Origin of the sequence: Anoxybacillus gonensis, assembly GCF_001187595.1 — a bacterium.
In the GTDB taxonomy this organism is placed as follows: domain Bacteria; phylum Bacillota; class Bacilli; order Bacillales; family Anoxybacillaceae; genus Anoxybacillus; species Anoxybacillus gonensis.
Map to the genome: position 1 here is coordinate 2,763,684 of NZ_CP012152.1, position 26,142 is coordinate 2,789,825.

The 26,142-nt window shown below is 36.4% G+C and carries 22 protein-coding genes and 2 tRNA genes; 1 reads left to right on the plus strand and 23 read right to left on the minus strand.

Annotated features, from left to right (window positions below; all coding sequences use genetic code 11):
- Positions 1 to 157 precede the first annotated feature (157 nt).
- From AFK25_RS14440 to AFK25_RS14460, 5 genes are all read right to left on the minus strand, one after another.
- Complete coding sequence (locus tag AFK25_RS14440; protein ID WP_049720917.1) at positions 158 to 1,894, minus strand: DNA primase family protein; 1,737 nt, start codon at positions 1,892 to 1,894, stop codon at positions 158 to 160.
- A gap of 51 nt (positions 1,895 to 1,945) precedes the next feature.
- Positions 1,946 to 2,503, minus strand: coding sequence for a hypothetical protein (locus tag AFK25_RS14445; protein WP_035064293.1), 558 nt, complete (start codon positions 2,501 to 2,503; stop codon positions 1,946 to 1,948).
- 161 nt (positions 2,504 to 2,664) lie between these two features.
- Entirely contained in the window at positions 2,665 to 3,345 is a 681-nt protein-coding gene (locus AFK25_RS14450) for a hypothetical protein (RefSeq protein ID WP_128713034.1), read from the minus strand.
- 61 nt (positions 3,346 to 3,406) lie between these two features.
- On the minus strand, positions 3,407 to 4,855 hold the full coding sequence (tnpC, locus tag AFK25_RS14455) for an IS66 family transposase (protein WP_049720885.1): 1,449 nt from the start codon (positions 4,853 to 4,855) through the stop codon (positions 3,407 to 3,409).
- A gap of 87 nt (positions 4,856 to 4,942) precedes the next feature.
- Entirely contained in the window at positions 4,943 to 5,671 is a 729-nt protein-coding gene (locus tag AFK25_RS14460; protein WP_035067216.1) for a hypothetical protein, read from the minus strand.
- A gap of 265 nt (positions 5,672 to 5,936) precedes the next feature.
- Between AFK25_RS14460 and AFK25_RS14465 the strand changes: the two genes are divergently transcribed.
- Positions 5,937 to 7,706 carry a hypothetical protein gene (locus tag AFK25_RS14465; protein WP_035067220.1) on the plus strand — a complete coding sequence of 590 codons (1,770 nt, stop codon included), beginning with the start codon at positions 5,937 to 5,939 and terminating at the stop codon, positions 7,704 to 7,706.
- 261 nt (positions 7,707 to 7,967) lie between these two features.
- Here the strand turns inward: AFK25_RS14465 and AFK25_RS14470 are convergent, their stop codons facing one another.
- The 18 genes from AFK25_RS14470 to rpsR form a co-directional block, all read right to left on the minus strand.
- Positions 7,968 to 9,125 (minus strand): DNA methyltransferase, encoded by a 1,158-nt coding sequence (locus AFK25_RS14470; protein ID WP_128713028.1) that lies wholly within the window; start codon positions 9,123 to 9,125, stop codon positions 7,968 to 7,970.
- On the minus strand, positions 9,049 to 10,380 hold the full coding sequence (locus tag AFK25_RS14475) for a DNA methyltransferase (RefSeq protein ID WP_019416491.1): 1,332 nt from the start codon (positions 10,378 to 10,380) through the stop codon (positions 9,049 to 9,051). The genes AFK25_RS14470 and AFK25_RS14475 overlap by 77 nt, the downstream gene beginning before the upstream one ends.
- Before the next feature lie 1,219 nt (positions 10,381 to 11,599).
- The gene (rlmH, locus tag AFK25_RS14485; RefSeq protein ID WP_205597793.1) at positions 11,600 to 12,079 is read right to left on the minus strand and encodes a 23S rRNA (pseudouridine(1915)-N(3))-methyltransferase RlmH; all 480 of its coding nucleotides are present in this window, start codon (positions 12,077 to 12,079) and stop codon (positions 11,600 to 11,602) included.
- 83 nt (positions 12,080 to 12,162) lie between these two features.
- Complete coding sequence (locus AFK25_RS14945) at positions 12,163 to 12,318, minus strand: CxxH/CxxC protein (protein ID WP_009361064.1); 156 nt, start codon at positions 12,316 to 12,318, stop codon at positions 12,163 to 12,165.
- Positions 12,319 to 12,372: 54 nt separating this feature from the next.
- The gene (locus AFK25_RS14490; protein ID WP_019416603.1) at positions 12,373 to 13,581 is read right to left on the minus strand and encodes a S1C family serine protease; all 1,209 of its coding nucleotides are present in this window, start codon (positions 13,579 to 13,581) and stop codon (positions 12,373 to 12,375) included.
- Between the two features lie 112 nt (positions 13,582 to 13,693).
- The gene (locus tag AFK25_RS14495; RefSeq protein ID WP_035067229.1) at positions 13,694 to 14,482 is read right to left on the minus strand and encodes an MBL fold metallo-hydrolase; all 789 of its coding nucleotides are present in this window, start codon (positions 14,480 to 14,482) and stop codon (positions 13,694 to 13,696) included.
- A 5-nt stretch (positions 14,483 to 14,487) separates the two neighbouring features.
- Positions 14,488 to 15,273: a two-component system regulatory protein YycI gene (locus AFK25_RS14500; RefSeq protein WP_026011475.1), complete on the minus strand. Its 786-nt coding sequence runs from the start codon at positions 15,271 to 15,273 to the stop codon at positions 14,488 to 14,490.
- The gene (locus tag AFK25_RS14505; protein ID WP_009361068.1) at positions 15,260 to 16,588 is read right to left on the minus strand and encodes a YycH family regulatory protein; all 1,329 of its coding nucleotides are present in this window, start codon (positions 16,586 to 16,588) and stop codon (positions 15,260 to 15,262) included. Before AFK25_RS14505 ends, AFK25_RS14500 begins: the two co-directional genes overlap by 14 nt.
- Before the next feature lie 5 nt (positions 16,589 to 16,593).
- Positions 16,594 to 18,408, minus strand: coding sequence for a cell wall metabolism sensor histidine kinase WalK (walK, locus tag AFK25_RS14510; RefSeq protein ID WP_009361069.1), 1,815 nt, complete (start codon positions 18,406 to 18,408; stop codon positions 16,594 to 16,596).
- 4 nt (positions 18,409 to 18,412) lie between these two features.
- Positions 18,413 to 19,117, minus strand: coding sequence for a response regulator YycF (gene yycF, locus AFK25_RS14515; protein ID WP_009361070.1), 705 nt, complete (start codon positions 19,115 to 19,117; stop codon positions 18,413 to 18,415).
- 101 nt (positions 19,118 to 19,218) lie between these two features.
- A tRNA-Phe gene (locus AFK25_RS14520) sits at positions 19,219 to 19,291 on the minus strand.
- 143 nt (positions 19,292 to 19,434) lie between these two features.
- Positions 19,435 to 19,510: transfer RNA gene (locus AFK25_RS14525), tRNA-Asp, on the minus strand.
- Between the two features lie 97 nt (positions 19,511 to 19,607).
- The gene (locus AFK25_RS14530; RefSeq protein ID WP_026011474.1) at positions 19,608 to 20,894 is read right to left on the minus strand and encodes an adenylosuccinate synthase; all 1,287 of its coding nucleotides are present in this window, start codon (positions 20,892 to 20,894) and stop codon (positions 19,608 to 19,610) included.
- 116 nt (positions 20,895 to 21,010) lie between these two features.
- Complete coding sequence (dnaB, locus tag AFK25_RS14535) at positions 21,011 to 22,375, minus strand: replicative DNA helicase (RefSeq protein WP_009361072.1); 1,365 nt, start codon at positions 22,373 to 22,375, stop codon at positions 21,011 to 21,013.
- A gap of 76 nt (positions 22,376 to 22,451) precedes the next feature.
- Entirely contained in the window at positions 22,452 to 22,901 is a 450-nt protein-coding gene (gene rplI, locus AFK25_RS14540; RefSeq protein WP_009361073.1) for a 50S ribosomal protein L9, read from the minus strand.
- Positions 22,898 to 24,871 carry a DHH family phosphoesterase gene (locus tag AFK25_RS14545; protein WP_035067232.1) on the minus strand — a complete coding sequence of 658 codons (1,974 nt, stop codon included), beginning with the start codon at positions 24,869 to 24,871 and terminating at the stop codon, positions 22,898 to 22,900. The genes rplI and AFK25_RS14545 overlap by 4 nt, the downstream gene beginning before the upstream one ends.
- Before the next feature lie 21 nt (positions 24,872 to 24,892).
- Complete coding sequence (locus AFK25_RS14550; RefSeq protein ID WP_035067247.1) at positions 24,893 to 25,825, minus strand: YybS family protein; 933 nt, start codon at positions 25,823 to 25,825, stop codon at positions 24,893 to 24,895.
- A gap of 61 nt (positions 25,826 to 25,886) precedes the next feature.
- Positions 25,887 to 26,123: a 30S ribosomal protein S18 gene (rpsR, locus tag AFK25_RS14555; protein ID WP_003397568.1), complete on the minus strand. Its 237-nt coding sequence runs from the start codon at positions 26,121 to 26,123 to the stop codon at positions 25,887 to 25,889.
- Positions 26,124 to 26,142: the final 19 nt, after the last annotated feature.

A 26,142-nucleotide genomic window follows, 5' to 3' on the forward strand; every position in this document is an offset into this window, starting at 1 on the left:
GATAACATCCTGAAGACGATCTTCCTTAGATTGTAGATAGTGTAGTATTTACGTAGGTATTCCTGTTGACAAAAATCTACATAGCCCATTCTAATTACACCGTTATACAATAATTTTTATTTAAAGTGTAGAAAACGTAGATAACTTTTCCATATTTCTAATAACTCATTTCTTTTTTTCCAAATCGTTCCTTCAAAGAAATACCTATAAACCCCTCTAGAGGCGTTGAACCATTATATCGAAATTTGCGAGCCTCTACTGGGAATTTCTTTATTTCAGTAAAAAACTCATATTTATCTAATGCTTTGACACAATTATCTTTACAATAGTTAATATATGCTTCATATAAATCCCTTTTGTGGATTCTTATTTTGCTATCATGCACATCTAAGATGCAACGGGTTTCTATAAAATCTAATACCGTATTCACTTCTTTTATATATTGATTTTTAAATCTCCTTGATTCCTCACATTCCGTAAATACAAAATTATTTTTTATTAATCTTTTTAATCCCTGTACTGCCCATACCACTATGTAGTCCCTTTCGGCAAGTAACTTTTCCTTTAATCGGTAATCTCTCTCATGCTCAGGAACAGAATTATTAAAGAGCACAAAAATAATTCGATCAAAAAAAGCTGATGTACTATCTAACTTGTACAGCCTCGGCATATGATTTCCTGCAAAGATTAGCTTTGCTTTACATTTAAAGGTAAAAGGGTCTTTTCCTTTGTTTTCTGCTATAATATCATCATTGCCAGTTATCGCTTTTAAAGTATCCAAATTTTTTAATTCTCCATCAGTCATTTCCCCTGAAATATTCAGTTTTGCTTGAAATAATTTTGCCTTCATAAACCGCTCACCCAATTGATGAATAGGAATAGCAGTAGTATATTCTTTACCTACTATTTCTTTTAAAACATCCAATAATGTACTTTTACCGGAATGAGGTTGCCCAATAAAAACAAAGAATTTCTTGGCAGTAGTATAGTTTGATATTACATACCCTAAAATTTCTTGTATTAATTTCATTTTGTGTTTATTATTTTCTGTACATTGTCTAATAAATTTGATAAATGTTTCTCCTTTAGAAGTATTTAAGTCATATTGAGCATTGATAAAGCTTTTAAAACAATATTTAGGAGAGTGGGGAAGAATTTTCCCACTCAATACATCAACAACACAATTTTTAAAATTAATAAGGTGAGTATACTTATCAAATTGATCCTCATTCATTTGGATTTCTTCATTACTTTTTAAACGATCTATTATGTCTTCTACTTTTCTCTTGTTCAACAGTTGCTCTATGCCCGCTGGCCACTTGCTTCTTATAATTACTCTAAGTTTATTATCACTTAATTCTCTAAAACATCCATTTTCTTCATCATATAGATACATCATTCCTTCGTGACATTTAAAAATATATCTTTCTAACAGCTGTTTATACACTTCGTAGTCAATATTACAAGACTTCTGTTTTTTATTCTCATTAACAAATTTCTTTTTATTATCTTCTTCAGATTTAATTTCATATTGTACATCCTGTATTCTGTGATTAATCAAAAAGTCTTCAGGGATGTTACCATATTCCATATGATTTAATATGTCAATATAATTATCGTTGTTCTCAACATCCCGTTCTTCTACATGATTTTGTGAGACAGAATGATAACTGAAATCAGGTAAATTTGTATTTTTATTTTCCAAATTAGTTTTTTTAGATTGATTTTCTACGAGCTCCTGAAGTGTTTTTCTATAGCTTTCATCTATCTCCTTCTCTCTCATATAATCACTAGGTACATCATTATATGGAAGATTAGATAACTTAATGGTATTTGTGTCAATAAGAGTTTCATTTTTTATTTGTCTTCCTATCTTTATTACATTTGAACTCATAATTATGCTAATCCCCCGTTCAACTATTTGGTAAAATATGTTATAAGTTAGTTAAGATAATGGTCCATCAAGTCGAAAATACTGATCACAATCAGGAAAATTCGATATCAAATAATTTAGGGCTAATGTACGCAAATCGCTTATTAAAGAGTTTTCTCTTACCGATAGCTCACTAACTTTCTGATCAATGCTATTATTAAACAAAGTCAATTGAGCAAATTTATTATCTTCAATATATGCAAACAAAATATGTTTATCATTTACATTTAGGTCATCCAATTGACTAGAATATTTATAGAATTCCCCTTCACTATACACATGAAATTTCTTCTTCTCTCTTTTCCTACGATCAATAATACAACGTACTAAACTATTTTTATCTTTCGATGAGATTTGAATACTTCTATTCCCAATGTGCCCATAGCAAGCTCTATGTTCATCTGTTATATGGGCCAATAGCAGAATACCTGTTTTAACACGTATACTTCCTATACAAACCAATGATTCTTCACCATTACTCGCCACTATTTGAATATCGTTATTTCCCTTTTTCATTTTTTTTATTAGTTTTTCTTCCGTTTCATTAAAGCTCAAGTGTAGTTCACTCATTTCAAATCCTCCCTAGCATTCATTTATTAGTACACTTATAAATTATCAATATCATTGCTTGCGGAATCTTTCGGAATTCATCAATTCTTCCGGTGAAAGTCTTAAAAATACAAAGCCGCTATCTAACTTCAATTAGATAGCGGCTTTGTATTTTTCCCTTATTATTCTTTTAAGGCTAGATAATCACCATGCTCTATAAACAATTTTGACAAGTTAAACATAATACACTCCAAATTACCCCAAAAATTTTCGATCGATAGGTCTTTTATGTTTAAAATTGATCGTTCAGTATACTCTAAAGCAATCTGCCGGAATTCTTCCCTTATATTTCTGATTTTGTTAACTTTTTTATAAATCTCTAGAAAAATATCTCCATCAACTTGTTTACTTTGTTTAATTTTTTCAAGATTTACTCGCTTTTTGATCATATACGGTCTATAGCATTTCTCGTTTCTTAGTATATAGTAAAGATATAGCTTTTTCTTAAGATTCCTAAATTCTCTCAGTTCATTTTTTGTACTAATTTGATTTTCAGCTTCCCCTTTCGGCCGGAAAGTATTGGGGGGAATTAGTAAGAAAATCTTATCATAAATATACTGGGTTAAAATTGGAATATATATAAATTCAATTGTAAATAAATTCATTAAACCTATGTATAAATTTAGTTTGTTTAATAATATAGCCTCACCTTTTATAAATTGCTCAGCTAAATACTGACTTAAATTTACATCATCTAATATTAAAAAAGACGATAGAATTTTTACATATTTATTTTTCTCAGGATCTTTTGCTAATGCATTTTTTTTTCTACTCAATAGCAAAGAAGATTTGTAACTATTCACCCCCGTGCTAGTGTATAAAAAAGCCCAGCACAAATAGGGCATTTCGGTCATAGAAAATGCCCTAGGTAGCGGAAAGAACTCGATCGATCGTTTCGCCTGCCAACAGAAGACACAACGAGTCCCACACGTTTTTTTCGTGTTTCGTAAGTGTGGAAACGATGCTTCTTGCGATGCAAAACGACTGCGCGAACGTTTCGTCACGAAATGTACCCGAGATGTTCTCTTTGACTTTGACCATGCGAAGATCTCGCTCGGCTTGGTTATTGTCAAAGGGAACATGCACTTCACATAAGAAACGCAGCGCTTCTTCCTTTCGTTTTTGAAGCCGTCGAATAAAAGCGAGTGCTTTTTTCGGAAGAGGTGTCATCGTTTCCAATCGGTGCTGTGCTTTCGCTAGGATACGATCATACACTCGTTCCCATCGTTTCGCTTCTTCTTCGGAAAGTGCACCGTGATGCGCTTCGACTGCCTGTTTGGCGGCTAACAGAAACGTGGTCATGCGCGATGCCCATGTATGGCCTTGTTCGATGAAGCCTTTTAGCTCACGTAAATGATGGGCATGGCAAAGAGCATGTGTGGCTTTCGTGTATCTCGGATACGTACCGAATGCATCATGCATCATCGTCCCTTTGTATTGTGGAAGAATCCCGATCTCATCCGTTGCTTTCTTTCCACGAGAAGCGTGAAAAGCCAAGTACGTATATGTCGACGTACATGCGACATGCACCCATGCGAGTTTACCATTGATGCGCAAACTCGTTTCATCGACATGCAAGATGTTAGAGTCAAGTAAGGCGTCTTCGATCATGTCCATATTGGATTCCAGCGCTTCGCGTCCTCGTTTCACCATATTGGCAAGGGTTCCTGTACTAACCGAGTGTTGATATAACGCTTCGATTGTATCACTTAAACGCTTGTAAGGGATCAATTGGATATGATGCAAATAAACAACGAGCGCAGTAAGACGTGGACCGTATTGCACATGATTCGTGACATGTGGTGGAAACTCCGCTTGTTGCACGCATCGACAATGCGGACATGATTTCACTTCACGCTCATGTTGTGTCACTTCAATCGACACGGGAGGCAGATCAAACACTTGACGGACATCGACTTTGAACGGTTTGACGTCACGCAAAGAAGCCCCACATCCTTGACACGTATGTACGCGATGGACGACACGATGATGTGGATGTTCCACTTGACGGAGCGTCGTCCCCTCATGTCCCTCTTGCCCACCGGGCTTTTTGCCAGACGGCTCGCGGGAGGAACGCTTTTTCTCAAAACGGTCAGAAGATGGGGGCAAATGGCTATTGGAGCTGTTTTTTTTCGTGCGTGCTTCCAGCTCTTGAACGCGATGCTTGAGTTGTTCATTTTCTTTGCGTAGCTGTTTGTTTTCTTGACGCAAATGTTCATTTTCTTGAATGAGTTGATGAATGAGCTGTTTTTGTTGTTGGACTTTGCCGATTAAGCCCTCAACTGTAAATACAGCTTGTTGTACCGTCAACATGTGATTCACCTCCTTGTCTATCAATATTCACATCATAGACAGGAAAAGCAAAAAATATTCAGCTCACTTTATGATGTGGCTGAATAGTTACGAAGATTTTAAAGAAAACAATAAACCTGTTTTTCTTTCAAACCTTAGAATATCTTCTGAGCAATTTCCATCCTCATCATATTCCTCAAGTATGTCTAAATATTTAGTAGTGTTTTTTACAAAATTTCCAAAATCTTTGTTTATATTGGAAATTTTATGTGCTTGCTTGTTTAGTGGAATTCGGTGACTTTGGGCATAATCAAAATATAATGGCAAGAATGAACCTGATTTTTTTGAATAATTAAACCAATTTGGATCGTAATTTTGATCATTTTCTAATGATTTAAAGGTAGTTTTCAAGTACGAAGCTTTTGGAAAAATACGGATAGCTATTTTCTCCTTATCTTGCTCATTATTTTTCTCTAATAGAGGCTTTGTATAATACTCCATGTACTCTTTTGGATTATAAAAAAACTCTGTGACTGTAACATCAGCAAATGTAATGTCACCGATAGGTTCATCACCGAACTTATCTAACATTCCTCGTTCTTCTGGGGATAAGTCTAATGAATACTCATATAATTGATGGAGTACATACTTTATTAAATATCTACGTACTTTATTAGAATTTAATCCCAACTGTTCACATATTTCTTTGAATTTAATGCCCATATTAATTGATTTATTAATATTTTCATAGTCGAAATTATTTAATTCCTGTATATTTAATTCCAAACCTAAAGATTTATAAACAGCAGATCTAACATTTTTCGATAAATGAAGCATAAAAACACCTCTTGTGTAAAATGACACTTTGCTATCTTCAAGCAGTTTCAACCACAATCTGCTAGACTTGTATTTACTCTTAAAAAATTCAATGTTCCCCTATGTTTATGAATTATTTTATCAAAAAGATATCAAAAAAGTGTGCATTAGTCATACAGTCCTAAATTTAATCGATCTCCCTTTTATTATAAATAAAATTTTTTTAAATTATGTAAAATTTAATTTGTTTTATAGTAGAATTATACTTATAAGGAGGAGGGATACTATGAGTGAAATCAGAATATATGCAGAAGTATGGGAGCAAGGAATGTACTTTAAAAGCTACTTTGACAAAATAAATCCTAATTATGACATCAAAGTAATATTAATTAACACAAACCTTAATAATTATTCTAATAAGTCAATCATATCACTTTTAAGACATTTTAAAAAATTTGATGCCTTTATATCGTTCGTTAAAAACGATAAAGAATATCCTTTGTTTATGATCGAGTTTTCCACTGCAGTAGTAACCGATGATCATGAATTACAGCGGGGAGATGCTTTATATTGGGCTTATCATAATAAAGTTGCTTATATGAAAATTTCTCCTTCTAAAAAGTTATCACCTACAGCAGGTACACAACATGGTGGTGGAACAAAAATTTCTGTTCATGACCAAGTTATAAATATATTTAAAAAGAAAGGGGTTATGATACATATAGATTGGCCATCTTTAGAAACAACAGAACATGTGGCTGGTGAAAAAAACTTTTTATCTTGCCCCCCATATTCAAGCTATTTATTAGAGGTATTAAAAAAATCTATAAATATCATTGAGTCAAGCCTAGATAATAATCAGTACTACGAAGGTCTTTGGAATTTTTTATGTGAACATAAGGTAGAGGGCATTAAGCTAAGGGATTGGTTAACAATAGATCGTGATATTTTAAGTAAAATTAATGATTCCCAAAGATATAAAATAAATAGAGAGGAAAAAAGACTTCAAATAAAAGTTAATCGATTTGGTCATGCTATGGATCCCGAAAGAGGAATGTTGGCTTTTTGGCGATTACTCTTGGGGGAAGACTGGGAAATTGTTGGCGAATTTCATATGTATCGTCCTGAAATAGAAACTCCTAAAAATTCCAAAGCTCCTAGTTATAAAAAACTCTTCGATCGGGTATCACAGGAAAAGAATTTATTAAAGTTAGTAAAAGAAAATATCGAAGATAGAGGGAATGTAGTAGATAAGTGCTTTGCATTAAAACTTTTTCTACTAGCAACTAACACTCATAAATATTTTGAAGTTTCCCTTGACAATGAAACTTATCATATGGACGACGATATTTTATATAGATTTTTAAGATCCGGGAAAAAAATAACTGCATTTAAAAATCTTCTGTTGTACTGCGATAAATTTGTTTTAACAGGATTAGATCGAGCAAAGCTTGTAACAATAACATGGAATAAAAAAATTGTTAATGACTACTACAATTCCCTAAAGACAGAGTTAAGTAAAGATTTAACTCCATTGCCTATAAGTTTGCCACTTGAAGAGTATTTTAATGAAGATATAGTAACTTATGTAACTAAGGAATATCTAGTTCAAAAAGGATATGAAATTGTTGCAATTAGCTATCCTGACGCACAAGGAGATAGATGTGTATTAGTTGGTAGCGGTAGAGAAATAGATAGAACTTATGTTGACATAATTGCTTTAACCCCTGACCACAAAATTTTATTAGTTGAGTGTAAACAAAATTTAAATCAATCTTATGAAGACTGTCTCAAGTTAAAAGATCTAATAGAAACATACCCAGAAGCGGTAAAAAAGCTTGTTAACACCTTAACAGACGTAGATTGCTCCAAATACGAATTACTTTCGGTAATATCAGGTTTTGATTCAGATAATACAGATCAAATAGAAGCAAACATAATTTGTAGTATATCCTATGATCAAGCAAATAGAAAATTCAGTTTAACCGAATATAAGAAAAATGAAAATCAGCAACTATATACAGTAGAGACTAAAGAAGTGTATATTTGTATCTAAAATTACTTTCATACTAGTTTCATACTAGCATTGTACTATCAAAAATAAACAAGAGCTATAACCCATTAGTTATAGCTCTTCCTATATTCAACAATCAGACAATGTCCAATTTGTCAATTAACAGTATATACCCACTTGTATATGGTTATAATTCAATAAATATATGAGGCGGTAGTCATAATAAGTTCTTGCTGACCTACAAATTGCCTCGACTCACTCTCTTTCGTAGAAGATGCCTACAAAAACACCAGTCAAACAAAATTAAGATGGTTTATACAAACTAATAAGATGCTCTAGTTTAACTTGATTAGTTCCAAATTTTTTATTGAATTTTCGACTATTTTTTGATAATGGCACTGACTCTTCATTTAAATATTGAAATCCTACGTCAATCGAAAGTTCCTTAATTACCTCGTTTATTCTAATGTGCTGTTTATTGATAACAGAATCACCAATCACTATAAAACATAGGCGATCATTTTTCATTACTCTATACATCTCTTGCAAAACTAATCTTAAGTCCTGCTTCCATTTATCAGGTTTCTGCTTTTTACTTGAATATTCATTCCTAGATCCTATCTCTGTATTTTGTGTTTCTTTAAAATTATAGCCTAACCAATTCATACGATGTTTATGATAAAGATAGTAATCATAGGTATTGGCATATGGTGGAGAAGTAATAATCATATCTATGGATTCACTTTGGATGTCTATTAGACTTCTTGCATCATTACTAATAATTTTAGTTTCGTATTCAAAATCTTTTACAATATCGCTAAAGGACAAAATTTTATCTTTAATGGTAAAATATCTTTTTTCAAAGAGCTCAATTGTCTTACCATCAGGGATATTTTTATCTATTGCCGCGTACCGAGTATCACTTTCCTGATTAGAAACAGCAACAATGATTTCTGATAAAACAACTTTGAGTAGGTTTTGATATTTTTCATTCGGACAAAGATTTATATATTTTAGTATTAGCTCTATTTCCTTTTGGACATTTTTTTGAAACCAATGATCTTTATTAGGAAACTCAATAGTAGATTTCAAGTTTTCTTTGTTATTAATATAGTCAATCTTTAAATCGTGTATTATCTCCTCCATTATTTCAAAATCTTTATCAAAGTATTTAGTGGTTTTAACGGTAGAGATTAATAAGGCAATTGGGTTAATGTCATTGCCAACCGAGCTAAGATTTCTTAATGATGCCTCAACTAATGTAGTACCTGAACCACAGAACGGATCTAAAATTACATAATTATCTTTAGCGAATTTATCTAAAAGTTTTGCCGGGATTTGAGGGGGAAATTTTGCTGGATAAGAATGTATCCCATGATTAAAGTCAGTTGTGTTTGAGTATGCCTCTTCGAATATTTTGAGATTTTGTATTGCTTTGATGTCTATCATTTGGGTGCTCAATTCCTCTCTTCTCCTTTTTTCTAATTTGCTTCATTTCGTCTGTGGTCGGCTTTCTTAATACAACAAGAAATGAGCAGTTTTGATTAGTGTGGAACTTAGAAGGATATCCTAATAAAACCAAACTTCTTTGTTCGTTTTGATCCCATATTATTAAATCATGGTATAGAAATCCTGCTTTTTTACCTAAGTTAGCAATGTCGGTATGAAAATCTAGGTATGATGTAAAGTTTTCTTTATCTTTATAATCTTTTACTACCCAAATAGCATAACCACCGGGTTTGATTACCTTATAAGTGTCTTCCATAATAGGAAGTAAAGCTTCTAAGAACTCATCATAAGGAAGATTACCCAGATCAAGGTGACTGTCACTATAAGGTTTTACCGTTGAATTATTATTAAGCTTTATTAACGATGTTTTATGAACCTTTTCACGATCCTCTATAGATTTTCTAATGAAATCAGCGTATGGAGGAGAAGTGATTAGGACCTGTACAGAATCTGCTTCTAAATAATTGGTTAAATTCCTACAATCGTCATTGAAAAGTTTTATATAGTTATTAGACGGGATACCATCAAGTGAAAATAAATCATTAGCATTATTTTTTTGAATTGTAAATCCATTGTTTTCTTCGCTAAAAATACATGAATCTATTATAGGAGTTTCTTTTGGATCTAGCAGTATTCGTTTAGTTAATTCGTAAAAGCTTGGATTAAGTTCAATCCCTACTCCATTACGATTCATTTCAAGAGCTGCTTTGATAGTAGTACCTATCCCCGAAAAAGGATCAAAAATCAAATCTCCTTCTCTTGAATACATTTTTATTAGTCGCTCAGCCAATTTTAAAGGAAAAACGGCACCATGTTCTTTATGATAATCTTTTCTTGGAGAACTCACATCATTCCAAACATTGCGGCTATGCAAAGTCCACTCCCGAGCTGTCATTCCATTAAATGTATTTTGACGTTGTTGGTTTTCTTTTTCAATCTCTTCCTCTGTTTTTTCAGCCATTTGTATTTCTTGCTTTATCTCTTCCAATCTTAGTTTCAAATTATTAATTTTTCCCTGTATTTTAAACATATTTTCAACGGATTTTCTTTGTTCTTTGTATTCTAGGCTCGGGTTAAATTTATGAATTAGTTGCTCTAATTTTTTTAATTCCTTTTCCAAAGAATTTTTGTATGCATCAAACTCTCTTCCTATTTTCTCCACATATGGAAATAGATTGATCTCTTTAACTTTACTCTTTGCTTCCATTTTTACCTCCCAGTTTTCTCATTTATCTCTTATTTTATATATATTTAAAAATAAAGTCCAGTAATAAATTGGAATTTAATAATTTATAGTACAGAGATATCAATCCAAGAAAACCCTAGTCATTCGTATACTAATATGCGTATGTTTATAAACTTTAGAAAGGGAACTTTAAGGAAAATAATGATCTACAGAATTCGACATCTATCACTTCATTTTACTATAACCTACATAAATAGTCCTTAAAATTTATGATGTATATTCTTCCTAAAAGTCCAATGTTCGAAAACAAAATCCCCTCATCAATTGAACTAAGTTTTTTATGATCCTTTTTATGTTCCTTGTCCCATGCATGGACTGCCTATCAGCATAGGCATCATATGTATAATATATAACTTATATTATTTCAAATACTTTAGATTACAACACCTATTGAATACAATAAAGAAATCTCAGCAAATCCTAAATTGCCGAGATTTCCCTAAAATAGTTACTGTTATAGTTACTGTTATCTGCGATACAGTTCTAAATAAACGACAATAACCTTGACATCAGACTGTTTCAGAAAATACGAATTACTAAACTTTCACCACTTACTTAATAACATAAATCTTTCCTTTCTTATTCTTTTTACGCGAAATCATTTTAATGATAAAACCTATAATATAAAATGGCGTAACTAACCAACCTATGGCCGTAGCAGCCATAAATTTGAAGATAATATAATCACTAATTGTTGTAAAAATTACAAAGTTCCTTTGCATCCTTGAAATAAATTTCCATCCAAAAAATATTGATATAATAACATACGTATCTAAAATATTCCCTACCATATTATTCAATTTTGATCCAAAAAACATTGATCCAATAACATAATTATTTAAAATATCCCCTAGCATATTATTTTAAATCACCTCTGCTATATAGTTATTGGTTTAAGAAATTAAGTAAAGAAACACTATATACTTCTATGATAAACACCCCCTCTCCACATAAATTTGTTAAAACATAATAAAGTTCCATCCTGTTTTTAAATAGACATTCACTTTTATACAGTTAATTAATGTGAAAACACTTTAGTTATAAAAATCATCATCGACTAGTATCCAATAATTCGACAACATACAAAAAACCCCTTCAAAGGTAAATAAAAAATACTCATTCCTAAAAATGGAATGAGTCAACTTAACCCCTAAAATTATTCAAATTAAAAAGTTTACCGTTACTTATGATACGGTTCCCCTCGGTTAATGCGAAAAGCGCGGTAAATTTGCTCAGTTAAAATGAGGCGCATGAGTTGATGCGGAAACGTCATTTTTGAAAATGAAAGCGATTCGTTTGCTCGTTTCATGACGTCATCGCTTAAGCCGAGAGACCCTCCGATGACAAAGGCGACTTTACTTTTTCCGTATGTCGCTAATCGATCGAGCGTTTGAGCAAATTGTTCAGAAGACATCATTTTTCCTTCAATGGCTAAAGCAATGACGTGCATATCGTCTGTTACTTTACCTAAAATGCGTTCGCCTTCTTTCTTTTTTACGAGCTCCGTTTGTTGTTTACTTAACTGCTCTGGCGCTTTTTCATCCGCTACTTCAATGATGTCGATTTTTGCATAGGATGACAGTCGTTTCATATATTCTTCGATTCCTTGTTTTAAATATTTTTCTTTCAACTTACCCACAGCAATAATATATATATTCACAAGTGATCCCCACTTTACAAACATAATATCCACAGGTTTTATCCACATATCCACAATATAAATCCACATATTGTGTAGAAACGTTAGTTCCCTACTATATATACCGCACGCTGTTCACAAAAATCGCACATTTCTTCTTTTTTATCCACAGAAACTGTTGATATCTCAGGCGCTTGTTGTTTTTCATCCACATACATATCAATCGCAAGTTCGACATGTTGTTCACAACATTTCCACAAAACATACCACTCCTCGTTTATGAATGAAACGACAGGGAATGCCCTGCCGTTTCACTATAATGATTGTTTGGCCAATTTTAATGTCACTGTTTGTTTTTTGCCATCGCGATAAAACGTTACTTTCATCGTATCGCCAATTTGTTTCCGATTATATAAATGCTTTCTTAAGGCGATGACATCCGGAATGTTTTCGTCATCTAACGCGACAATGACATCAAATTCACGTAAACCCGCTTGGGCAGCTGGTGATCCCGGTACGACTTGTAAAATAGCAACCCCTTCTTTCACGTTTGCCGGCAAATGAAGCGTCTGTTGCCAATGATATGCTGGAATATCGCTTAATGAACGTAACTCTACGCCCATATATGGTCGACGAACTTGTCCAAACTTCTCTAAATCCGCAATGATCGGTTTTGCATAGTTAATCGGAATGGATAATCCGATTCCTTCCACGGCTTCTTGCGCAATTTTCATCGAGTTAATTCCAATGACTTGACCTTCGATATTTACGAGTGCTCCTCCGCTGTTTCCTGGGTTAATCGCAGCGTCTGTTTGTAATACTTCTGCATGCCAATCTGGGATGCCATCTTGATCAATATCAATTGGAATCGTACGGTTTACCCCAGAAATAATTCCTTGCGTCACAGAACCTGCAAATTGCAAGCCGAGTGGGTTCCCAACTGCAATCACTGGTTCCCCGACCTTCACGACATCTGAGTTACCGAATTCAGCTACGTTTGTGACATGTTTCGCATCGATTTCTAATACTGCTAAATCGGTCCATACATCACTTCCAAGAAGACGAGCTGGCACTTTTGTTCCGTCGCTTAAGCTCACTTCGACACGGCTCGCACCTTCAACGACGTGATGGTTAGTGACGATATATGCCTTATTCCCTTCTTTTTTATAAATAACACCGGAACCTGTTCCAGCTTCCCCGCCTTCTGACCAAAAACTTGCTTCTTGAATATTTACAATGCCGACAACCGCATTAGATACTTTGTTTACAGCTTTCGTTACTTGAGTGACGACATCTACTGCTACACTTTTATCTACTTTTGGCTGCTCTGTTACCGTCGTCTGTTTTTCTTCCGTTTGTTCAAGTGAATAAGGTAACACGTCCCATTTTACTAGCGAAGGAATAGCGACGATGACAAGCATTCCCCCTAAAATCGCCCCGACTAATCCCGCCAAAAACGTGCCTCCGCGGTTCCCTTTTTGTTTTTGACGAACATGTTCATAATGATCATCATAATAGCCCATTTTTCACCCGTCCTTTCTATCTCAAATATTGACCCATTTTCCATTATAACCTGTTTTTTCGCTCATCATCTAACAATATACATACGTCATGTTGGTGAAAAAACGGTGAAATTTATACGGAAACGAGCGCTGTCGGACGAACCGGATCCGTATCATATAGTTGAAAAGATTCTCCGACGATCATCCCTTTTTTCTCAAGCGTCTGAGCAACTGTCATTCGCGCTAATTCTTTCATATTGTTATCTTGGCTTAAATGAGCTAAATAAATGCGCCTTGTTTTATCACCGATCACGTCCGCTAAGGCGAGACCTGCATCTTCGTTAGATACGTGTCCGACATCACTTAAAATACGTCGCTTAATGTTCCATGGGTATTTTCCCATACGTAACATTTCTACATCATGGTTGCTTTCAAATACAAATACATCCGCATGACAAATGACACCTTTCATGCGCTCGCTAACATACCCTGTATCTGTAATAAGCGCTAACTTTTTTCCCTCGTAATGAAACACATAAAACATAGGCTCGGCGGCATCGTGCGACACGCCAAATGACTCAACATCCATATCTCCAAACGTGCGAACAGCACCCGTTGGGAAAATAAATTTTTGTTCAGATGGAATGTCACCAATGAGTCCATCCATCGCTTTCCACGTTTTTTCATTCGCATAAATCGGAAGGCGGTACTTCCGAGCAATGACGCCTAAACCTTTAATATGATCGCTATGTTCATGCGTCACTAAAACACCTGTTACATCTTGAAGACGGCGATCAATATGAGCAAATAGTTGCTCTAATTGTTTACCGCTTAATCCTGCATCAACAAGTAACCGTTCACGTTCCGTTTCTACGTAAAAGGCGTTACCTGTACTGCCACTTGCCAAAACGCTAAACCTCATCTCATTCACTCCAACACTTTATTTTCATCGCTAATCACTTGTCCTTCAAATGCATTGACATAATAATCTGTTTTTCCATTCACAACAACATGCCATGTCGGTGTTAACACTTGCGAAGTCGTAAACTGGACAAGTGCATAATAACCTAAATCGATTTTCGTTACGCGATCACCAGGCTTTAAGTGATTTCGTTTATACAACGTCTCTAATGCTTTAATCGCTGGCAAAATTTCTTGTTTTTTCTCGTTCTTTTCTAAATCAACAAGCAACGTTTGTTCGTAACCGACCATTTCATTTTGATCGTTCACATAAATAAGCAACATACTGCTCACGTTTTTATAAATCGTTTTTCCTTCATATTGTTGAAAATAAATGAGCGCTTGTAAATCTTCGTCATACTTCCAAAACGTATATTGATCACCCGCAATGATATTTTGCCTTAAAAACTCTGTTAAACGATAACCGTCTTTCGGGTCTTGCAATGGAACAGGTTTAATAAAATGAGCTTGCAAAACCGTTTCATTTGCTGCTTCTACTTGTTGGTTTGGCAAATTTTTAACTTCTTCTTCCGTAAACGTTTTACTTTTCCCACTGACATATGTCGCTTTCGTGATCTCTTTTGGCAAATCGACATATGTAATACCATCTGCTTCAAGTTGTTCTTCAATTGTCGCTTCTAAAATGACATCAAGCTGGCTACTATTTTTTTTCTGAATAAATTGGTACCCTAAAAATATATCGAGAATGAGAAATGTAATAATAAAAATCGTTTTCGTTTTACTCCAATCCAATGATATCCCCTCTTCGTTCATCTGTCGTCATCACAATTTTCCGCCATGTTCCGTTATATAAACAGTACCAAGCTGGTTCTAACATGACGATATTTTCCCGCTCCGAATCACGAATGAGCTCATAACCGATGGCAATATCATCAATTAACTCATGTTGAATATTTTTTTGTTGTTTCAACTGATCAATGACTTCATATCCAGACGAAAGTGTAATTGGCAAGCTCACCCGATCGGGAATAGCTAATGTAAATAGTGGGCGTTGGTAATTGATAATCTCATTTTCTCCCCATATTTGTATAATTTCTGCCATACCGTAACGATTAAATACAGGATAACCATTGGCAAACAAACGAAAAGTTACTTTTCTACCGTTTTCGTCTAAGCGATCAAAATAATACGTATCCGTCCAACCGCCGTGATCGTTGACAAAGTCGATGCTTTTTTGCAAGATCGTTGGATCAAACGTTTGTGTTTCGCCACGAGCCGCTGGATTGACATACAATAGTAACTTTTTAGATAAATCGACATCCATTAACCGCGAACCATCTGTATATTCTTCTCCGAAGTTGAGCACATCTTTTTTCACAAAACTCGGATCTGTAAATAGCGCATCTTTAAAACGATCTGCGCTTAATTCGTCCATATAGTATTGCAATCGGTTTAATACGAGTGGACGAGCTGGTAAAAATAGCGATTTTGTTTCACTGATGTCGTACGATAAAAATGGTGTATAACGCTCTGCGCGCGCATAATATGTTTGTTTCAAATTCTCTATCGACACATCTTGAGCGACCGCTTTATATATACGCTTTTCATTGACAGATACGAAATATACGTGAATTTCTTCTTCGTTTTCATTCATTGGAATAATGATGCGATCAAAGCGAACTTTTTCAACATCTGTATCATCTATTTGAAAAATCGTATGATACATTTCAATCGGTATGTCGTCTGGATAAATAATTTCTATTTTTCCTTTCCCATGGATAAACGAAAGAAATTGTTCTTTTTTTACTGTGTCTGATATATTTTCAAAATGATCGAACGTCCAATTTTTCATTTCCTTCATAAATTTATAAATGTCTGAATGATGCGTCATCCCGTAATGTTGTGCATCTTTATGAATAAAAATATAACGCGGCTGAACGACTGTACCATAATCGACCGCAACATTGCTGACAGGGACGTTTTGAATGTATTTTGCGTTTTCAATGAAGTCATATTTCGGCTGATACGTCCATAAGCTCCACGTTAAAAAGACGCTCGTACATACAAGAATCGTCAATACAATCGATTTCATCGTTTCGTATTTCATCGTTTTCATCCTTTTTTCTGTTGTTCAATCGGCAAAGTAAAGTAAATCGTTGTCCCTTTCCGTTCTTGACTTTCAGCCCAAATACGCCCACCATGTGCGACAACAACTTCTTTTGCAATCGCAAGACCTAGCCCTGTTCCACCGAGCTTCCGTGAGCGCGCCTTGTCGACACGGTAAAAACGCTCAAAAATTTTCGATAAATCCGATTTAGGAATACCGACTCCTTCATCTTTCACACTTACTTCGATATGATCCTCTTTTTTCTTCACACGAAACGTAATTTTTCCTCCTTGCGGAGAGTATTTTAAGGCGTTAGAAATAATGTTATCAAGCACTTGTGTAATTTTATCTTCATCCATATGAACAAAGATTTTTTCATCAGGAAAGTCTCGAACGAACGAAACGTTTTCTTTTTTCGTTAGTTCAAATCGATCGATCACTTTATGAAAATATGGAATAAAATGAACGCGCGTCTTTTTCAATTTGTAGTCTTTGCTGTCAAGCTTAGAAAGCTGCAACAAATCGTTGACGAGACGAATCATTCGCTCTGTTTCATTTTGTGTCACTTCAATAAATCGCGGAGCAATTTCCTCATCGCGCCATGCTCCGTCCGCAAGCGCTTCTAAATAACTGCGCATGGTCGTTAACGGCGTCCGTAGCTCGTGCGAAACATTAGCGACAAACTCGCGACGATCGCGATCAATTTTTTCATGTTCTGTAATATCGTGCAACACAACGATTAACCCGTTTACAAACCCTTTTTCTTTTTGAATAACAGATAAAGAAGCGCGTAAAATGTACATTTCTTCTTCTGTACTAAAATCTAAAATTAACGTTTCACGCTCTTCCAGCAGCGTTTCAAACGTGTATTGTTCGTCTAATCCTAATACGCTCACAATAGGGGCAGACAACACTGTTTCACGTGAAACATTTAAAATGTTTAGCGCCGCATCATTAATTAAAATAATTCTCCCTTTTCTATCTGTGGCGATCACACCATCTGTCATATGCGTCAATACCGATTCTAACTTACGACGCTCTCCTTCGGTCGTCGCTTGCGCTTCTTGCAATTTTTTCGTTAAGTTGTTAAAACTGAGCGCGAGCTGTCCAATTTCATCATACCCGTATACTTTTACTTTTCGTGAAAAATTACCTTTTGCCATCGCTAATGCTTGTTTACGCATATCTGAAATGGGACGAGTAATCGTTTGCGCTAGTAAAATGCCTAACAACGCTGTAATGACTAAAGCGATTCCTGTTCCGGTCGCTAAAATGTTATTAATTTGCCTCATTTGTGCAAAAACATTTTCCATCGAGGCGATAACATAAATAGCCCCTTTCATTTCGTTCTTTACTTTAATTGGGGTCGAGGAAATATACATGCGGTGCCCTGTTTTCGGATCGACAAGCATTTTTTCCGTCATTTCGCCTGCAACTAACGTTCGTTTAATTAGTAAATCTGTCGTCCGTTTTCCGACAATATTTTGATTGTATGGATTCGATGTTCCTAATACTTTACTTTTATTATCAATAACGCGCACTTCAGAAATATCTTGTGACACGAAATCTTGTAAAATTGCACGAATCTCTTCTTCGATTGTAGGACTTTTTTTATCGCGTTCTTTATTCATTTCTTGTTCAATATTGTAAGCGAGCAAAATCACGCGCTCATTTAACGAGTTTTTAAAGTTTTCAACGAGTTGTGCCTCTAATTGACGCACGAAATAAGCCCCGATAATTTGCATTGCGATTAAAATAAGCAAAATATAAATCAAGGCAAATTTCACGTGAATCGATTGGAATATACTTACTTTTCTCATGCGGTTACTCCTGTTCCGGATTTCGTAAATAATATCCTACCCCTCGTCTTGTCACAATCCACGTTGGATGCGAAGGGTTGTCCTCGATTTTTTCACGCAAACGTCGAACCGTTACATCAACGGTACGCACATCGCCAAAATAATCGTATCCCCATACCGTTTGAAGTAAATGTTCACGTGTCATCACTTGACCGATATGTTTCGCTAAATAGTGAAGAAGTTCAAACTCGCGATGAGTTAATTCAATTTCCTCTCCCCGTTTAGATACAATATAAGCGTCTGGATGAATGGTAAGCGAACCAATTTTTATTTCGCTCATTTCTTTTACATCTTGTTCTTGGCTTTGTTGATGGCGACGCAAATTAGCTTTCACGCGTGCCAACAACTCGCGCGTGCTAAATGGCTTCGTTACATAGTCGTCCGCACCGAGCTCTAGTCCGAGCACTTTATCAATTTCAGAATCTTTTGCTGTCAACATAATGATCGGCATATCGTATTTTTTACGAATTTCGCGGCATACTTCCATACCATCTTTTTGCGGAAGCATAATATCTAATAAAATTAAATCCGGTTGAATATCTTCTACTTTTTGTAACGCCTCCACACCGTCGTACGCACAATATACGTCATATCCTTCTTTTCTTAAATTAAATTGCAAAATATCAGCAATCGGCTTTTCATCATCAACAACTAAAATTTTTTTCTCCATTTATGTTCACTCCCCCAAAAAGGCGTATTTACATATAGTGTACCATGTCACTATTATAAAATAAAAAAGCATAGACACATATATGTATCTATGCTTACAAGTGGCTCGGGACGGAATCGAACCGCCGACACAAGGATTTTCAGTCCTTTGCTCTACCGACTGAGCTACCGAGCCATATCGATTATAGCTTCATCCTTTATTTATTCGAAAACCAAACGTCCTTCGTCCCGCTCTCCGTTTGCTTACTCAAGATGCGGCTCGAGCGGTACGCCGGTGCCTGATCAATGAAGTCCATTCGAGCGTGCTAATAAAAAAAATGGCGGTTCCGACGGGATTCGAACCCGCGATCTCCTGCGTGACAGGCAGGCATGTTAACCCCTACACCACGGAACCGTATTCTAACAGACATCTATTATTTTATTATATAATTAGTAAAAAGACAATAGTTTTTTTAAAAAAACGTCGACGAACGAGTCATCGACGTTTTTTCTTATGCATATACGTTACGGACAACATTCGTTTGAGAACGGTCTGGTCCGACAGAGAAAATAGAAAGCGGAATACCTGTCAATTGCGAAATGCGCTCAACGTAACGGCGGGCATTAGTTGGAAGTTCGTCTAAGCTTTTTACGCCAGTAATATCTTCTGTCCACCCTGGCAATTCTTCATATACAGGTTCGCATTCCGCTAGCACTTTTAAGCTTGCCGGAAACTCTTCTATGATCTGTCCTTTATATCGATAAGCGACGCAAATTTTTAACGTCTCAATACCTGTTAATACGTCGATTGAGTTTAAAGATAAATCTGTAATCCCGCTAACTCGGCGGGCATGGCGAACAACAACGCTATCGAACCAACCGACGCGACGTGGGCGCCCTGTCGTCGTTCCATACTCGCGGCCTACTTCGCGAATGCGGTCACCAATTTCATTGTTTAACTCAGTTGGAAACGGACCATCACCGACACGTGTTGTATATGCTTTAGCTACACCAACAACATGTTTAATTTTTGTTGGACCAACACCTGCACCAATCGTTACCCCACCAGCCACCGGGTTAGATGACGTAACAAACGGATACGTTCCTTGGTCAATATCTAACATGACGCCTTGGGCGCCTTCAAATAAAACACGACGTCCTTCATCAAGCGCATCGTTTAATACGACAGACGTATCGCAAACATACTTCGCAATTTGTTGTCCATATTCATAATATTCATCAAGAATGTGTTCTAATTTAAATCCTTCAACACCGTACACTTTTTCAAAAAGTACGTTTTTCTCCGCTAAATTACGGGCTAATTTTTCTTCAAATACTTCACGGTCGAGCAAATCTGCGATGCGGATGCCGACACGTGCTGCTTTATCCATATAAGCAGGGCCAATTCCTTTTTTCGTCGTTCCGATTTTATTAGCCCCTTTTCGTTCTTCTTCTACTTCATCCAGCTTTAAATGATAAGGCAAGATCACATGTGCGCGGTTGCTAATGCGTAAATTTTCCGTGCTTACACCACGCTCATGTAAATACGCTAATTCTTGCACAAGCGCTTTCGGATCAACAACCATTCCGTTTCCAATGACACAAATTTTATCTTTATAAAAAATGCCAGAAGGAATTAAATGTAATTTATACTTTTCGCCGTTAAATACAATCGTATGTCCGGCGTTATTTCCACCCTGATATCGTGCAATCACTTCTGCATGTTGTGATAAAAAGTCTGTAATTTTACCCTTTCCTTCATCGCCCCATTGTGTTCCAACAACAACAACTGAAGACATGGCGAGCACCTCCGCTTCATCAATTCCAAACAAAGTAAGTGTACCAAATCAACTACAAAAAATCAATAAAAAACCGAACATTTATATATGTTTTTATCATTTTTATTCGTATTCAATTAAGCTCCAGGCGGAACGTTTGCATCATCGAAGCGGCGCTCTAAGTTGACAAACTTGTTATACTCTTTAACAAAAGCAAGCTGTACAGTACCAACCGGACCGTTCCGTTGTTTTGCGATAATAATTTCAATGATATTTTTGTTTTCCGATTCTTTATCGTAATAATCATCACGATATAAAAAAGCGACAATATCGGCATCTTGCTCAATACTTCCTGATTCACGCAAGTCAGACATCATCGGGCGTTTATCTTGGCGCTGCTCTACGCTACGAGAAAGCTGAGATAAAGCGATGACAGGAACATCTAATTCACGAGCTAACGCTTTTAGCGAGCGAGAAATTTCCGATACTTCTTGTTGACGATTTTCGCGGTTTCGTCCACTTCCTTGAATAAGCTGTAAGTAATCGATTAATACCATTCCAAGTCCTTGTTCTTGTTTTAAGCGGCGACACTTGGCACGAATTTCACTTACGCGAATGTTCGGCGTATCGTCAATAAAAATACCGGCATTTGACAGGCTTCCCATCGCCATCGTTAACTTTCCCCAGTCTTCCGGTGTGAGTTTGCCCGTCCGCAAGTTTTGAGCGTTAATGTTTCCTTCTGCACAAAGCATACGCATCACAAGCTGTTGCGCACCCATTTCTAAGCTGAAAATGGCCACATTCTCACCCGTACGCGTCGCCACATTTTGCGCAATATTTAATGCAAATGCAGTTTTTCCGACAGATGGACGAGCAGCAACAATAATAAAATCGCTTCGTTGAAACCCTGCCGTCATCCGATCTAGTTCAATAAATCCAGTCGGAATTCCAGTGATTTCACCCTTGCGATTATGAAGCATTTCAATGTTATCGTATGCTTGAACGAGCACATCTTTTATATTTTGAAATCCGCTCGTATTTTTTCGTTGCGATACTTCTAAAATTTTGCGCTCCGCTTCATTTAACACATCTTCTACTTCATCTTCCCGCGTATAGCCGTCTTGGGCAATTGATGTAGCTGTACGAATTAAACGGCGTAAAATGGACTTTTCTTCTACAATTTTCGCATAATATTGTACATTTGCCGCCGTTGGAACAGCATTCGCTAGCTCGGTTAAATATGAAACGCCCCCTATTTCTTCAAGGGCATTCGCATCTGCTAGTTCTGATGTAACGGTCACTAAATCGACTGGTTCACCACGATCAGATAGTTGCAACATCGTCCGGAAAATTTTTTGATGGGCAGCTCGATAAAAATCTTCGGGAATTAATATTTCTGAAGCGGTTGTGAGCGCTGATGGCTCCAATAAAATTGCTCCGAGCACAGCTTGCTCAGCTTCAATATTTTGTGGGGGGAGTCGATCAGCAAATACGTCGTTCATATACGCTCACCATCCTTTCTCATAAGAAAAATGTGATTATATGCACGGAAAAAATCCGGCATAAAATCACATTTCATTACTTTTGCTCTTGCACATGTACTTTTAATGTCGCAGTCACTTCTGGATGAAGCTTAACCGGTACATTCGTATATCCAAGCGCCCGAATCGCATCATCTAATTCAATTTTACGTTTATCAATCTTAATGTCATGTTGTTGCTGGAGCGCTTCAGCAATTTGTTTGCTTGTGATCGAACCGAATAAACGACCTCCCTCACCAGCTTTCGCAAACAATTCCACAGTTAATGTATCGATTTTTTCTTTCAATTGTTTTGCGCGGGCTAATTCTTCTTCCGCTTCTTTCTTTTGTTTATTTTTTTGCGCTTCTAACGCTTTTAAGTTCGCCGGCGTTGCTTCAATCGCAAGACCTTGTTTAAATAAAAAGTTTTGCGCATAACCATCTGCAACGTTTTTTACTTCTCCTTTTTTCCCTTTTCCTTTCACGTCTTTTAAAAAGATTACTTTCATGTTTCTTTACCTCCTTCAATATATTCTCGAATAGCTGCTCGCAATCGTTTTTCGGCTTCGTCAATCGTTACATTGGTAAGCTGAGTCGCCGCATTCGTTAAATGGCCTCCGCCATCAAGTTTTTCCATAATTAACTGAACGTTGACATCTCCCAATGAACGAGCGCTAATTCCAATCGTTTGATCGTTTCGCTTCGAGATGACAAACGAAGCGACAACACCATGCAAAGATAATAACGTATCGGCTGCTTGAGCGATTAAAACAGGATCATACGCTTCGTTCACATTTCCTTTCGCAATCGCAAAACCGTGCTCATCAATGATAGCGTTCTCAATTATTTTAGCACGTTTAATATAATGCTCAATATTTTCTTTTAACAATTTTTGGACAAGTGTTGTATCCGCCCCTTGCGCCCGTAAATATGAAGCGGCATCAAACGTTCGTGATCCTGTGCGCAACGTAAAACTTTTCGTATCAACGACAATCCCAGCTAATAAAGCTGTCGCCTCAAGCATAGAAAGCTTCGAACGTTTCGGTTGATATTCTAGCAATTCCGTCACTAACTCTGACGTTGATGACGCATACGGTTCCATATAAACGAGAATCGGATCTTGAATGAATTCTTCACCGCGACGATGATGATCAATGACTACAACCCGATCTAGTCGCAACAATAGCCGTTCTTCAATCACAAGAGAAGGTTTATGTGTATCGACGACAACGAGCAACGTATCTTCTGTCGCTAACTCTAATGCTTGTTCAGGGGAAATAAAGCGAGACCAAAGTTCCGTCTGCTTTTTGACCGCCTCAAGCAACCGTTGTACCCCAGAATCAATGCGGCTCGAATCAATAATAATAAACGCTTCTTTTTGATTCATTTGAGCCACTTTTAAAATACCGATGGCAGCACCAATGGCGTCCATATCGGGATATTTATGTCCCATAATAAACACTTGTTCACTTTCTAAAATGAGCTCTTTTAGCGCATGTGATATGACGCGGGCCCGAACTCTTGTCCGTTTTTCCATTGGATTTGTTTTCCCGCCGTAAAATTTCACTTTGCCATTCGGTTGTTTAATCGCTACTTGGTCGCCACCACGTCCAAGCGCTAAATCTAAACTAGACTGAGCCAATGCCCCTAATTCCGGCAAAGAAGGAGAATTTGTTCCAATACCGATACTTAACGTTAACGGCACATGATTTTTCGCTGTTTGCTCACGCACTTCATCTAAAACAGAAAATTTATTTTTCTCTAGCTGTTGTAAAATATGTTCATTTAACACAGCGACAAATCGATCAGACGACGTACGTTTTAAAAATAACCCGTATTCGCTCGCCCATCTGTTTAAAATGGACGTCACTTGACTATTGAGCTGGCTTTTCGTTTGATCGTCCATTCCTTGCGTTACATCATCGTAATTGTCGAGAAAGATGACTCCTAATACGATTTTTTCTTGCTCGTATTTTTTCTCTAGTTCTGCTTGTTCAGTAATATCAAAAAAGTAAAGTAACCTCTCTTCTCGCCGAATGATTACTTTAAACGTTCGATCATGTAACGTAATGACTTCTTCGGTTGCCTCTTTTTTCATTAACGGAACAAGTTGCTCAGCAACATCATATAACGATTGGCCAACTAACGTATCCACTCCAAAACAAGAAGATAGAAAAGTGTTTGTCCACTCAATTTCCAGCTCATCGTTAATGAGCATGATGCCAATCGGCATACCCATTAACGCTTCTTCTCCAACTTTTTTAATGCGGTAAGAAAGGGTAGAAATATAATCTTCAATTTCCTCTTGAGCGACTTTATACGATCGAAATACGTGAAATAACGTCGGTCCAAGGAGCACAGCAGCAACTATCCCAATTACCCATTCAAAGTACGTCACGATAACAAGCAATATGAACGTAATACCAATTAAAACATACAAGGGATAGCGATGCCTCTGCTTTTCATACAAACTGGACATGAACGTCAGCTCCTTGCGTCATTAATCTTTCAACCTCTTTCGCAAATCAAATCCTAAATCAATTATACCTAATATTCGCACGAGGTGAAGTAAAAAAGGGAAAAATAGCGATAGAACAACAATGGCAATGGCCCCTTTACGTCCCATATGTTTATGATGCGTCCAATAAAAAATGAACGAGAACCCTTGGATCATCATAAGCAACTGCAAAATTTGAAATAAGTTGATGAGTATAATGTAAAGAAATGAATCGTGCCCGATCGGAAAAAATAATAAAAGCATTGTCGCTAAATAGTACCACAATAAGCTTTTTGGTAAAACGAGTTCCCGAAACGGTTGCCAGTTGCCAATCGGCATATTTAATCGCTTTAAAATAGGCAAGGCAGCTTGTTGAGTAATCCAAGCAAAACATGCGGCAGCAAAAACGAACGCCGTCGGCAACAAATCGATAACAACATCCATCGTTTGTTTCATCGTTTTTTCAAATTGGTCGTTCGCTTGTTGCCCGATTTTTTCTAATATGTTTTGTGCACTTTGAAACGATTGTTGCATGATTCCTTCAATTTGTTTACCAATGTGAATGTCAAAAAATAAAACAGAACCCGCATAAATGATGATCATGCTGACTAAAAAAGAGAGCGTACCAACGAGCAAAACGGCGTATTTTTCACCATGTTTTCGCCATACATGCCCCATGGCCACTCCACTACTTGCAAACATAAATGTCATCGGAACAGAGAAAAGTGAACCGAACCAAATGGATGGAATAAATGATGCAGCAAGTAAAAACAAGCCATTTTTATATGTATGGCGCATCGTAAATAAAAGAAATGGAATTGCTAAAAAAAACGTAGCAACCATCCCGAATACAGGCATATATAAACTAAGTAAAAGAAGCACTGTAAAAATGGCGAGTTGCACAGCCCCTTCTGTTAATACACGCGCGTTTTTCACTTTTTTCCCTCCTTGAAAACAAAAAGCAGTAAGGCTCCGTCCCCCTTACTGCTTTTTCTTTTTATTCGCCCGCAACGTATGGTAATAAAGCCATTTGACGAGCACGCTTGATCGCAATTGTTAATTTACGTTGATATTTTGCGCTCGTACCTGTTACGCGACGAGGTAAAATTTTACCGCGCTCAGAAATGAATTTCTTTAATGTGTCGACATCTTTGTAGTCGATGTGTGTAATTCCGTTTGCTGTAAAGTAGCAAACTTTACGACGTTTTGTGCGTCCACCTTTACGTCCTGCCATCGTGTATCCTCCTTTCGTT